Annotated in this window: 11 protein-coding genes and 2 tRNA genes; all 13 read left to right on the forward strand. The window is 39.5% G+C overall.

All coding sequences use genetic code 11. The features are described 5' to 3' along the window. Positions 1–31 precede the first annotated feature (31 nt). On the forward strand, positions 32–700 hold the full coding sequence (locus JW886_RS03665; RefSeq protein ID WP_205872335.1) for a hypothetical protein: 669 nt from the start codon (positions 32–34) through the stop codon (positions 698–700). A 117-nt stretch (positions 701–817) separates the two neighbouring features. Next, entirely contained in the window at positions 818–1723 is a 906-nt protein-coding gene (locus JW886_RS03670) for an SPFH domain-containing protein (RefSeq protein WP_196756702.1), read from the forward strand. Positions 1724–1828: 105 nt separating this feature from the next. Continuing rightward, positions 1829–1900 (forward strand) — tRNA-Arg (locus JW886_RS03675). A gap of 46 nt (positions 1901–1946) precedes the next feature. Next, a tRNA-Lys gene (locus tag JW886_RS03680) sits at positions 1947–2019 on the forward strand. 126 nt (positions 2020–2145) lie between these two features. Further along, positions 2146–3069, forward strand: coding sequence for a ribonuclease Z (gene rnz / locus JW886_RS03685; RefSeq protein ID WP_205872336.1), 924 nt, complete (start codon positions 2146–2148; stop codon positions 3067–3069). Beyond that, positions 3062–3757: an SDR family NAD(P)-dependent oxidoreductase gene (locus JW886_RS03690; protein ID WP_205872478.1), complete on the forward strand. Its 696-nt coding sequence runs from the start codon at positions 3062–3064 to the stop codon at positions 3755–3757. The genes rnz and JW886_RS03690 overlap by 8 nt, the downstream gene beginning before the upstream one ends. 325 nt (positions 3758–4082) lie before the next feature. Beyond that, positions 4083–6311, forward strand: coding sequence for a single-stranded-DNA-specific exonuclease RecJ (gene recJ / locus JW886_RS03695; RefSeq protein WP_205872337.1), 2229 nt, complete (start codon positions 4083–4085; stop codon positions 6309–6311). A gap of 112 nt (positions 6312–6423) precedes the next feature. Then, entirely contained in the window at positions 6424–6936 is a 513-nt protein-coding gene (locus tag JW886_RS03700; protein WP_075524476.1) for an adenine phosphoribosyltransferase, read from the forward strand. A gap of 271 nt (positions 6937–7207) precedes the next feature. Beyond that, positions 7208–7771, forward strand: a complete 564-nt coding sequence (gene rpoE / locus JW886_RS03705) for a DNA-directed RNA polymerase subunit delta (RefSeq protein ID WP_205872338.1) — start codon at positions 7208–7210, stop codon at positions 7769–7771. Positions 7772–7911: 140 nt separating this feature from the next. Continuing rightward, positions 7912–9561, forward strand: coding sequence for an endolytic transglycosylase MltG (gene mltG / locus JW886_RS03710; protein ID WP_205872339.1), 1650 nt, complete (start codon positions 7912–7914; stop codon positions 9559–9561). A gap of 169 nt (positions 9562–9730) precedes the next feature. Next, positions 9731–10201: a transcription elongation factor GreA gene (gene greA, locus JW886_RS03715; RefSeq protein ID WP_075524479.1), complete on the forward strand. Its 471-nt coding sequence runs from the start codon at positions 9731–9733 to the stop codon at positions 10199–10201. A 221-nt stretch (positions 10202–10422) separates the two neighbouring features. After that, positions 10423–10878: a CtsR family transcriptional regulator gene (locus JW886_RS03720; RefSeq protein ID WP_075524480.1), complete on the forward strand. Its 456-nt coding sequence runs from the start codon at positions 10423–10425 to the stop codon at positions 10876–10878. Then, positions 10868–13318 carry an ATP-dependent Clp protease ATP-binding subunit gene (locus JW886_RS03725; protein ID WP_075524513.1) on the forward strand — a complete coding sequence of 817 codons (2451 nt, stop codon included), beginning with the start codon at positions 10868–10870 and terminating at the stop codon, positions 13316–13318. Before JW886_RS03720 ends, JW886_RS03725 begins: the two co-directional genes overlap by 11 nt. The last annotated feature ends 23 nt before the right edge of the window (positions 13319–13341 follow it).

The following is a 13341-nucleotide window of genomic DNA, read 5'->3' on the forward strand; positions in this document are numbered from 1 at the left end:
ATATTTTTAGGAAAAAGAGGAAAATGTAAAGATGAATGATAAAAAGTGGTTGGATTTAGCGATGAAATACGGAGGATTCATGGCGCAAGATCGTGTTTTTCTGGAAAATCGGTTGGCTAGTTTGACGACACTTTCAGACAAACGTTTGTTGGTCACTCCACCAGCCTCTGTACTGAACGCCTATTTCGCTGAACTTTATCAAAAACGTTCTCCAAAAGATGCGACAGATTACTTTTTTGAGCTGTCTTGTGCACTTGATATTTTTGAGGAAAAGCCTGATTTTCACTTGGAGGGAAAAGCTGGCACGGAAAATTTCCGTTTTATCCGCTTGAATCTTTCAGGAAAATCATTTGGTTTTTGCTACAAAAACAAAGAGGAAGAAGCCGTCATTTTTAGTGAATTTCCTGTAAAAATTACCGACGAACTTCTTTTTGAACTGGCTCAAATTTTTCCTCACTACCTTCTTGAAAAAAATGGGGAGCGCATCACGATGAGACCAGCAAAGTTTGAGAGTGAATTTATCGATTTTAAAGAAGCCTCTCCACTGACAGACTTGTCAGAAAATGATGAATACATCCGCTTATCCGGCTATAATGTGGAAGATTTACTAGAGCAGGCACAACAAATTGGCTTTTTAAGCCCCTTACGCTTTGGTCGAGATGGACGCAAGCACTTTGTATATATTACAAAGGGAATGTAAAAGAACCCTTTTAAACAGCGGTAAACATTGCTTTTATGGCTGAGAAATGGTACACTTGTGAAAACGATTACTGATGGAGTTGTCAGTAATTTATGAAGAGAAAAAGGAGGAGTTCTCATGTCTATCTTATTATTTCCTGTGGTTATTCTAGCCATTATTTTACTCATTCTCATCTTTAGCCTAAGTACAATTGTGTTTGTGGTCAAACAGCAAACGGTTGCTTTGGTGGAACGTTTTGGTAAATATCAATCCACAGCTGGGCCAGGTTTTCATTTGAAAATGCCTTGGGGGATTGATCGAATTGCAGCGCGCATTCAATTGCGTTTGTTACAAACTGAAATGACAGTAGAAACAAAGACCAGTGACAATGTTTTTGTAACAATGAACATTGCAACGCAGTACCGTGTGAACGAAAACAGTATTAAAGATGCTTACTATAAACTCATGAACCCTGGCGAACAAATTAAATCTTATATTGAAGATGCATTGCGTTCTGCAGTACCCAAGCTAACACTTGATGAAGTTTTTGAGAAAAAAGATGAAATTGCATTAGAGGTACAACACCAAGTCGCAGAAGAAATGGAAACTTATGGGTACATCATTGTTAAAACTTTGATTACACGAGTGGAACCAGATCAAGAAGTCAAACAGTCTATGAATGAGATTAACGCTGCTCAACGGAAACGTGACGCTGCACAAATGTTAGCCAATGCAGATAAGATTAAAATTGTCACAGCAGCTGAAGCTGAAGCTGAAAAAGATCGATTGCATGGGGTAGGTATTGCTGAACAACGTAAAGCAATCGTAGATGGTTTGGCCCAACAAATCACTGAAATTAAAAACTTAGGTGTTGCTTTGGATGAAGAACAAATCATGTCCATCCTCCTCACTAACCAATATTTAGACACGCTCAACCAATTTGCGGATCGGGGGAATTCCACAATTTTCCTACCGGGTGGCGCAGAAGGTGCCGAAGATTTGCGCACTAAAATTATGTCTTCTATCAAAGCTACCAAAAATTAAACAAAAGACTATCCAAATGGATAGCCTTTTTATTTTTTAGCTGAGTTTACTCTTGCATTTTTTTTAGAATTTCGGTAAAATAAGATGGTTGGGTAATCAACATCCGCGTCCGTAGTGTAATGGATATCACGCAAGATTCCGGTTCTTGCGATGGGGGTTCGATTCCCTCCGGACGCATATTTGTCAGTTGACAAATTGGTGTTCGGTCAACACTTTTGAAAATGACTCGTTAGCTCAGTTGGTAGAGCATTTGACTTTTAATCAAAGGGTCGCTGGTTCGAGCCCAGCACGGGTCACTAAATTATAGGATAAGGATTGTGGGGGAACTCACAATTTTTTCTTGCTTTCCTTAAAACTCTTTTTTATTAGAGATTAACAAAAAAGTACGATAGCTAAGAAAGCATAGAAGACATGGAGGTCTCATGGAAATTCAATTTTTGGGAACAGGTGCGGGGCAACCTTCAAAATCCCGTCAAACTCAAGCGATCGCCCTAAAAATGCTTGATGAACGCAATGAAATCTGGCTTTTTGACTGTGGTGAAGCAACGCAACATCAGATATTGAATACGCCGATTAAACCGCGTAAAATTACGAAAATTTTTATTACTCACCTGCACGGCGATCACATTTTTGGTTTAGCAGGCTTTCTATCCAGTCGAAGCTTTCAAAGTAGTGACGAGCAAACAGATCTTGATCTCTTTGGCCCAGTAGGCATTAAAGAGTATGTTTTAATGAGTTTGAAACTATCTGGTTCACGCTTAGGTTATAAAATACATTTTCATGAAATTTCACAAGCAGGCAAGGTTTTTGAGGATGATAGTTTTGAAGTCTATACCGATCTGCTAGATCATACAATCTTTTGCCTTGGCTATCGTGTCGTTGAAAAAGATCGTGTAGGAGAACTTGATGCTCAAGCCTTAAAGGATGCAGGGCTTCCTTTTGGACCACTTTTTGGCAAGATTAAAAAAGGTCAAGCTGTGGAGTACGACGGGACTGTTTTTAATCCGCAAGATTTTATCGGACCTGATAAAAAAGGAAAAATTGTCACGATTTTAGGGGATACGCGAAAGACCAATGCAGCAACGCGCTTAGCGTGGCAAGCAGATCTTTTAGTTCATGAGGCAACTTATGGTGCGGTTGAAAGTAAGATGGCACGTGCCCACGGTCACTCGACTTCAAAACAGGCGGCTGAAGTTGCTGTAGAAGCACAGGTCAAACGTTTATTATTGACCCATATCAGTGCACGTTATGTGGGGCCGTTAGTAGGGCAGTTGGCAAGAGAAGCCCAAGCTGTACATGGCAATGCTTTTGTGGTAAAAGATTTATATGAGGAAAAAATTGACTAGGACAATTGTAATTACCGGTGCGACAGGAGACATTGCTCAGGAAATAGTCAAACAGTTACCTGATGACCATCTGATATTAGTTTCCCGGCGCAAAGAGGCCCTTTCGGAGCTTTATGGTCATTTGACGCACGTTACCTTGTTTACAACCGATGAGTTACTAAATAAAGAAGAAGTCGGACCTGTAGATATTTTGATTAATAATGCTGGATTTGGGATATTTAAACCTTTGATGTCACAGACAGATGCTGAGGTGACAGAACAATTTGTAATTAATACCCTCTTACCTATTCAGCTGACGCGACAATTAACCCCCCAAAGACAATTGGTTAATATCGCATCAATTTCAGGGAAACTTCCGACTGCCAAATCAAGTATTTATGCAGCCTCTAAAGCTGCATTGTTAACTTTTTCTGATGCCCTTCGGATGGAAAATCCAGCCTTGATTGTAACTACTGTAAATACTGGACCGGTGCGGACTAAGTTTCATAAGGAGAACCAGGCCTATTTGGCTAAAGTGGGGAGAACCGCTCTTTCTGCAGAGAAAGTGGCCACTAAAATTGTGCAAAATTTGGGGAAAAAGAGACGAGAAATTAATTTGCCCTGGACTTTATCCACAGCTTCGAGACTAAGAGCGCTAATGCCCGGCCTATTTGACTATTTATCCACACGTTTTTTTAATTTTAAGTAAGCAAGTTTTTTAGTTTAGGCTAAGAATAGCTTAAGTTCCTGTTGATAGAAGCCAACTATAATTGGGTTTATCTTAAAGGAAATGAGGGCGGGTGCTATGTTTGAAAAATTTAAAGCGTTTATTAAAGAGATGGTTGATTTTGATAGCGAAAATATCTTTGAGGAGAAACAATTTCTCCGTCCGTCCGATGAATCGGAAAATGTATTCTAAGTAACAATACATCGGAGAAAGTCTGGCATTATAAGAAAAGAGATTTCCCAACTCTGGGATTTTTCTTTTGGACAAAATATGATAAAATAAGCATAAAACCTAGGTGAGGAATTTAATGATTCAAACGAAATATGAATGGATGCTCTCCGAGGGGACGCTTCCAGATGAGTTTTTAAAATTAATTAAAAAAGAAAAATTAGACACACTGACAGGAAAAATTCTCTATGATCGAGGCATTCGGGATGCTGAGAAAATAGAGCATTTTTTACGTCCAAATCTGGAGGATTTATATGATCCTTTCTTGCTCCATGATATGGAAAAAGCAATCACACGTATCTTAAAAGCGATTGAAACTAATCAAAAGATCTTGGTTTATGGTGACTATGATGCAGATGGGATGACCGCTGCATCAGTCATGAAAACAGCTTTAGATGAACTTGGAGCTGAAGTTGAAGTTTATCTTCCCAACAGATTCACTGATGGTTATGGACCAAATCTCGAAGTTTATCAATATTTCATCAATAACGAAGCCATTGATCTCATTATCACTGTGGATAATGGGGTGGCGGGAAATGAAGCCATCGCTTGGGCACAAAATCAAGGTGTTGATGTAATTATTACGGATCATCATGCGATGCCTGATCAGTTACCTGAGGCTTACGCCATTGTTCATCCTGAGCATCCAGAGAGCGCTTATCCGTTTAAATTTTTGGCAGGAGTAGGTGTTGCCTTTAAAGTCGCTTGTGCGCTTTTAGAATATGTGCCGCGTGAAATGTTAGATCTTGTCGCTATTGGGACGATTGCTGATATGGTAAGTTTAACGGATGAAAACCGTATTTTAGTTGCACACGGACTGAAAATTTTAGCACAAACAGAGCGTGCTGGTTTGCAAGAGTTGATGCAATACGCAGGTGTCGATTTTGATAAAGTGACTGAGGAGACGGTAGGTTTTCAAATTGCCCCACGATTAAATGCTTTAGGACGGCTAGATGATCCCAACCCAGCAATTGAATTATTAACAGGGTGGGATGAAGATGAAGCGCATGAGATTGCTAAGATGATTGATCAAAAAAATAGTGAGCGCAAGGAAATCGTTGAAGAAATTTATCAACAGGCTGTCACGATGTTAACTGGAGATCCTGTCGAAGTGCTCTATCACGAAGATTGGCATAAAGGGGTATTAGGGATTGTCGCTGGCCGTCTTTTGGAGCAGACGCATAAGCCAGTCGTCATGCTTGCTAAAGAGGGTGAAATTTTAAAAGGCTCCGCTCGTTCCATTGAGGCTTTCAACATTTTTGATGCTTTAAATTCTCATCGTGAACTTTTTATTGCGTTTGGGGGGCATAAACAGGCAGCTGGGATGACCCTAACTCTAGATCATGTCACTGCCCTTAAACAAGCTATGTTAGATTATATCGAGCATGAAAATCTTGATATGTCGCTTAAAAGCTCGCTTGAACTTTCTGGACGCTGTGATTTGGAGACGCTCTCTGTAGAACAAATTCGTAGCCTACAAAAGTTGGCTCCTTATGGGATGGATCACCCTAAACCATACTTTTTAGTCGAAAATTATAAGGTAGTGCAAAGCCGGAGCATGGGGAAAGACAATAGTCATCTCAAGCTTCGCTTGACTCAAGGAAAGCAACAGGTAGAGGCTGTTTATTTCAACCATGGTGCTGAAGCTTTAGAATTTGAACAAGTCGATACAAAGCTTGCGGTTAACTTATCAACTAATAGTTGGAATGGAAATACTACTGTTCAACTTATGGTACAAGATGCTAAAGCCGTCGGTATAGAACTCATTGATGCACGCAGCCAGGGAATAAATTTCCCAGAAAAAGCAGGTGTATTTGTTCAAAATGAACTAAAACATGATATAATGGAAGATGTGCTTGTTGTTTTGGAGGCACCTACAAATTTAGCAGGTTTTTCTTCGTTAAAGCAAGCCCTTCAAGCGAAGGTGGCCCAAAATTTGAAAATGATTTATTTTAAAAATCAGATTGAAGACACCTATTATTTAACAGGTGGCGGCAATCGTGAACAGTTTGCTAAATTGTATAAAGCAATCTATCAATTTCCCGAATTTGATGTCCGTTACAAATTGAAGTCACTTGCCGATTATTTAAATATTCCCCATCTTTTATTAATTAAAATGATTAAAATATTTGAAGAACTTGACTTTGTAACCATTGAAAATGGCCTTATGTCAGTGAATAAGACGGCAGAAAAACGTGAAATTTCAGAAAGTAAGATTTACCAAGAACTACAAGAAATTGTGAAAATGCAAGAACTTTTTGCACTGGCACCTGTTAAAGAAATCTATCAAAAATTAATTGAAAAGTGACTGTAAAAAAATTACTGACAGGCTTGTCAGTAACTTTCAAATTTAAAAATTACGTCTTACAGTTACAATTTACAAAAGGAGCACTGACAACTCTGTCAGTAATACAAAAACTATGGAATTAAAAGATTATATTGCAACCATTGAAAACTATCCAAAAGAAGGGGTAGTCTTTCGTGATATTAGCCCTTTAATGGCTGACGGTAATGCCTACAATTATGCAGCTACTGAAATTGTCCAATATGCCAGAGATAAAGAAATCGATATGGTTGTCGGACCTGAAGCGCGTGGTTTTATTATTGGTTGTCCAGTAGCGTTTGCCTTAGGTGTTGGCTTTGCACCTGTGCGTAAACCAGGCAAACTTCCTCGTGAAGTCATCGAAGCAACCTATGAAAAAGAATATGGTACAGATACGCTAACGATGCACGCTGATAGCATTAAACCAGGTCAACGTGTGCTTATTGTTGATGATTTGTTGGCTACAGGTGGGACTATTGCAGCAACTATTGAGCTTGTCGAAAAGATGGGTGGGATTGTTGTTGGATGCGCTTTTCTCATCGAATTGGACGAGCTTAAAGGTCGTGAGAAAATTGGCAATTACGACTATAAAGTGCTCATGCATTACTAATTTTATTCTATAATAATACGAATATTTCTGTCAGAACTTCCTTTTTGAAATGCTTTTAAAGAAGGAGTAAAAAAGTTCATGTAAGTTGACAGAAGTTTTTTGGCGTAAGCGATATAAAATATTGACAGCTAGCCAAATTTGATATAAACTATAAAAAGAAAATTCTGCAAACGAAGTTCGCTAAAGAGAGTTAGAAAGAGGTGTCAGCGATGCCATAATTTCCCGACTCGATGGAACGAACTTACATTTTATATGAAAAGAGAGCAAGAACTTGAAAATTACAGCCTTAGAAGGACAACAAACCTCAGAACTTTCAATGATTGAAGTCGCTCATGCATTGCTAGAGCAAAATGGTAAAGAAATGCCATTTGCTGAAATTGTCAAAGCAATCCAGACTTACCTGAATAAATCAGACGACGAAATCAAAGCTAGTATTTCACGTTTTTACACCGAAATCAATACTGATGGAAGTTTCATTCCACTGGGTGGGAATGTTTGGGCCTTACGTTCATGGTATGCAATCGACGAAATCGACGAGGAAGTCATTGCCCTCGATGAAATCGAAGAAGACGAAGAAGAAAAACCAGCTAAAAAACGTAGCAAAGTTAATGTCTTCGGGATCGAAGATGAGATTGATCCAGAAGATGAAGAAAATGGCAAAGAGACAGAAGAAGATATGTCCTATGATGCTGAAGCTGAAGATGAAGACAAAGATGACGTCGCAGCTTATGATGCTGAACTTGCTGAAGTAGAACTTGAAAATGTAGATGAAGATGTTGAAATCGACGTTGAAGACGATGATGACGAAGATTCTGACGACTCAGACGAAGACTAAAAGTATAAAAGTGAGGTGAGGGGCCTCACTTTTATGAATATTTGCTTATTATTTGTAAAATTTCATAAGAACGGTTACAATAAATAAAAGTGAAATGCTAATCCTTGAACGTCAGTTCAAACATCATAAGGAGAACAGATTTGGTGGATAAAGACACAGCTGAATTTTCCCGCGAAAGTTTTAAAGAAAAGATTTTACGTCAGCTGGAAGAAAATGCTGTACAACAGGCGAAAGAAGAGACAGAGGCACCACGCGTCAGTCAATTTGAACGCCCAAAATCAGAAGATAAGCCTACAGAGACGCGCCCTCGTGCGACCCGAAGGAAAGTGGAGCTTGAACCCTTTGAGCTTCCTGTTTTTGATTTTCCTGAAGAAGAAGATGAACCGCTAGAGGAGGAAGTTAAGGCGTCAAAAGTCTCGCAAGAAACAGGTTCTTTACGGCAAAAACTAGAAGCTTTAGCTCTGGAAGAAAAAGAAAACGAAGCTTCAGCGACGACTTTTTCAAGAAGTGAGCATCGCCGGCCAAGTGAACCGCTTGAAAAAGAAACATTTACTACTGCGGAAACAAGAGAGCGTACACCTCAGCGAAAAAAAGCAGCCTCCAGTGCGAAAAGTCGAGGTTCCAAAAAAACAAAACCGTCGAAAAAGACAAAGAAAAAGAAACAAAAGCGTGTTACAGCAGGAAAAATTATTGCTGTGATTGTTCTTTTATTGATCTTGGTTATAGGGGGAACAGGATGGTATGGTTATAATTTTGTAAAATCTGGTGTGCAACCCTTAGACACCAAAAACCATACGATGAAGTCAGTCAATATCCCTTCTGGCTCTAGCAGTAAACAAATCGGTGAAATTTTACAAAATCAGTCCATTATCAAAAATGGGATGATTTTCCAATACTACACAAAGTTTAAGAATTATACGGAATTTAAGAGTGGCTATTATAACCTTTCTCCTGATATGGATTTATCCACGATCGCTTCTAAATTAGAAGAAGGAGGGACGGAGAAACCTGTTGCGCCAACACTTGGCAAGGTGCTCATTCCAGAAGGTTATACCTTAACGCAAATTTCCAAAGCGATTGCTGTAAATTCACAAGAGAAAAATGCAAAGACGCCTTTCACAACTGCGGCTTTCATGAAAACCGTACAGGATGAAACTTTTATCAACAAAATGGTTAAAGCCTATCCGAAACTGTTTGCTAGTCTTCCTGCAAAGGATTCAGGCGTGAAGTATCAGCTTGAAGGTTATCTTTATCCTGCAACTTATGACTATACAAAATCTTCGACAGTTGAATCGATGATTGAAAGTATGATAGCAGCGATGAACGCCCAACTGACTCCTTATTATGATACCATCACTTCGCAAGGATTGAGTGTTAATGAAGTCTTGAGTTTGGCTGCATTAGTTGAAAAAGAAGCGAATAATGATGATGATCGGCGTCAAGTGGCAGCTACCTTCTTCAATCGTATGAATCAAGGAATGGTACTAGGTTCAAACCTCTCTGTTCTTTATGCTGAGGATAAACTGGGTGAAAAGACTTCACTTGAGCAAGATGCGAATATTGACACTACGATTGATTCACCATATAATTTGTACACCAATACTGGCTTTGGTCCTGGTCCGGTAGATAGTCCAAGTCTATCTTCAATCAAGGCAGTGCTAAATCCAGCTCAAAATGATTATCTTTATTTCGTTGCTGATGTAACGACAGGTAAGGTTTACTTTGCTAAAACATTGGAAGAACAAAATAAAAATGTTCAAACTTATGTTAATGATAAAATTAAAAACTAGGAAATCACTTCAAACTTGTTTGTAGGATAAGACAAGGAGGAACGTTGATGCATAATCAGCGTCCTCTTGTTTTGTGAAGATGACAATTCCTAAAAGTTCGACCGTAGGGAACAAAAGAAGTTGCTTTCAGTTGAGCTGGTCAAAAAGTTTATAGAAAAAGGAAGAAAAAATGGAAAAAACATACCCAATGACCCAAGAGGGTCTTGATAAATTAAAAGATGAACTTGAGAATCTTAAACTCGTTAAACGTCCAGAAGTAATTGATCGGATTAAAGTGGCACGCAGCTATGGCGACCTTTCTGAAAACTCTGAGTATGAAGCAGCTAAAGATGAGCAAGCTTTCATTGAAGGGCGTATTTCAACTGTAGAAACAATGATTCGCTATGCTGAAATTGTAGATAACGCTAAAATTGCTAAGGATGAAGTGGCTCTTGGTAAAAAAGTTACTTTTGTAGAAGTAGGGGATACAGAAGAAGAGTCTTATCAAATCGTCGGTACAGCCGAAGCGGATCCTTTCTCTGGGAAAATTTCGAATGAATCACCGATTGCACGGGTGCTGATTGGTAAAAAAGTAGGAGATACAGTCAACGTACCTTTACCTGTTGGTGAAATGACTGTTAAGATTGTGAATGTTGATTGATTAAATTAAAAAAGCCACCAAAAGGGGCTTTTTTTTGTTACTGACAGCTTCATCAGTAGCCTTTTCTTACAGGTTTCGCAGGGAAAATACTGCTCTATTACTGATAGTCCTATCCGCACTTTTAATGGCTATTCTTGGTAAAAATTATTATTTTTAGGTATAATAGTCAGTAATAGTCAAAGATTATTTTAGGAAAATGGATCAAAGGAAAGGAAAAGGAAATGTCTACTCAAAAAAATACATCAGATATTATTGAAGCTTATTTGAGACACTTGCTTGAAGAAGCTCAGGAGATAGAGATTAAACGCGTGGACTTGGCCAATCAATTTGATGTGGTGCCTAGTCAGATTAATTATGTGATTAAAACACGTTTTACAGCCTCAAAAGGGTATGATGTGGAATCAAAACGCGGTGGCGGCGGCTACATTAAAATCGTTAAATATCAGTATTCCGCACGTCATGAATTTTTGACGGCATTGTATCAAAAGGTTCCGGCCAATCTATCAAGCAAGGCGGCACATGATATTATCCAACTTCTTTTTGATGAAAAGGTCCTAACAGAGCGTGAAGGTAATCTGCTCCTTCTTATCCTTACTGACGGAGCCATCAGTCCTTTTACACGCGGGACAATGATGAAAAGCATAATAAATAGATTGGATCGTGATGATGAAATTTGAAAATATCGAGTATACCCCAACGATTGAAAGAATATTAGAAAAGGCAGCAGAATATGCCTATCAATATGAGTATGGCGCGATTGAAAGTGCGCATCTTTTAGCTGCAATGGCCTCCATTCCAGGCTCAATTGCTTACAGTGTCTTAGGGGCTATGAAGGTGGATGCCTCTGATTTATTAATTGACTTGGAAGACTTATCGAGTCATGTGTCCAGTGAGCGCGACGAACTTGTTTTCTCGCCCCGTGCTGAAGAGGTAATGACTCTTGCTCAGCTCTTAGCTAAGCATAATGGCTCGCAGCTTGTTGGAACGGAGCATGTCCTTTACGCTCTTTTACAAGTCGAAGATGGCTTCGCACTTCAACTATTGAAATTACAAAAGATTAACATCGTCTCTGTGCGAAAAGAACTTGAAAAACGCACAGGACTTAAAACACCAGAAGTTAAAAAGGCTGTAACTCCAATGTCTAAGCGAAATTTAGCTAAACGTGTTTCAGCAACAACGAATACTCCTACTTTAGACTCCGTTTCATCTGATTTGACAGAAGAAGCCCGAGCGGGAAAGTTGGATCCGATGATTGGTCGGGAGGCTGAAATTGAACGTTTAGTTCACATTTTAAGTCGTCGTACGAAAAATAACCCTGTCTTAGTTGGAGAACCTGGGGTAGGGAAGTCAGCGATCATTGAAGGGTTAGCCCAAAGAATTGTAAACGGTGAAGTGCCAGTCGGTTTGATGAATAGTCGTATCATGGCACTTAATATGGCAACAGTTGTTGCAGGGACAAAATTCCGTGGAGAGTTTGAAGACCGGTTGACAGCGATTGTCGAAGAGGTCAGCAATGATCCAGAGGTAATTATTTTTATTGATGAGCTACATACCATTATTGGAGCAGGCGGAGGAATGGATTCGGTCAACGATGCAGCGAATATTCTCAAGCCCGCCTTGGCTCGTGGTAACTTCCAAATGATTGGTGCGACAACTTATAATGAATATCAAAAATACATTGAAAAAGATGAAGCATTAGAACGCCGTCTAGCTCGAGTGAATGTTGAGGAGCCTACGCCAGATGAGGCAATCGCTATCTTGGAAGGCTTACGGGAAAAATTTGAAACTTATCATCATGTTCAATTTACTGACGAAGCCATCAGAAGCGCCGTCATGCTCAGTGTGCGTTATATGACCAGCCGTAAGTTGCCAGATAAAGCCATTGACCTTTTAGATGAAGCAGCAGCTTCGGTAAAAATATCAATCAAAAATCAACAAGCTAAACGTTTAGAGTTAGAAAAAGCAGTACAAGAAGCTCAAAAAGACTTGTCAGAGGCAGTTGTTCATTTAGATATTACGGCTTCTCGAGAAAAAGAAGCGCTTGTTCAGAAAGCAACAAAGGCTCTCAATCGTTTCTCAGTGCGCTCAGAAAAGCCACAAAAAGTTACTGACCAAGCGGTCATTAACGTCGCCTCTACTCTTACAGGGGTACCAATCAGCCAAATGACTAAAACTGAGAGCGAACGCCTTATTAATCTTGAAAAAGAATTGCATAAGCGTGTAGTGGGACAAGATGAAGCGATATCAGCGGTTGCTCGTGCTATTAGACGAGCGCGTTCAGGCGTGGCTGATAGCCGCCGTCCAATGGGTTCATTCATGTTTTTAGGTCCTACTGGGGTAGGTAAGACAGAACTTGCCAAAGCACTAGCTGATAGTGTTTTTGGAAGTGAGGACAATATGATCCGGGTCGATATGAGTGAGTTCATGGAAAAACACTCGACATCACGACTTATTGGAGCTCCTCCAGGGTATGTGGGTTACGATGAAGGAGGCCAGCTAACTGAGCGCGTGCGTAATAAGCCTTATTCTGTTGTGCTTCTTGATGAAGTTGAAAAAGCCCATCCAGACGTCTTTAATATTATGTTGCAAATCCTAGATGATGGCTTTGTGACCGATACAAAAGGCCGCAAAGTGGACTTCAGAAATACCATCATTATCATGACTTCAAATTTAGGAGCAACGGCGCTTCGTGACGATAAAACAGTCGGTTTTGGTGCAAAAAACATAAGTGGTGATTATGCAGCAATGAAGGCACGGATTTTGGAGGAGCTAAAAAGGCATTACCGTCCCGAGTTTTTAAACCGAATTGATGAAACTATTGTCTTCCATCCGCTTACTGCTGAAGAAATCGAGCAAATTGTGAAGATTATGAGTAAGTCTCTTATTAATCGACTTGCAGAACAAAATATTCACATTAAACTCACACCTGCGGCTGTTAAACTCCTTGCCGAAGTAGGATTTGATCCAGAATATGGGGCACGTCCTCTAAGAAAAGCGCTTCAAAGGGAAGTAGAAGACCTGTTAAGTGAACAACTCCTTTCCAATGAAATTAAAGCGGGTGACCAACTCTCCATTGGCACCTCTAACAAAAAAATTAAAATCACTCAAATCATTTGAGATGAAAGCTGTTTCATGTTATA

This window comes from Lactococcus taiwanensis, assembly GCF_017068355.1.
GTDB classification, from domain to species: domain Bacteria; phylum Bacillota; class Bacilli; order Lactobacillales; family Streptococcaceae; genus Lactococcus; species Lactococcus taiwanensis.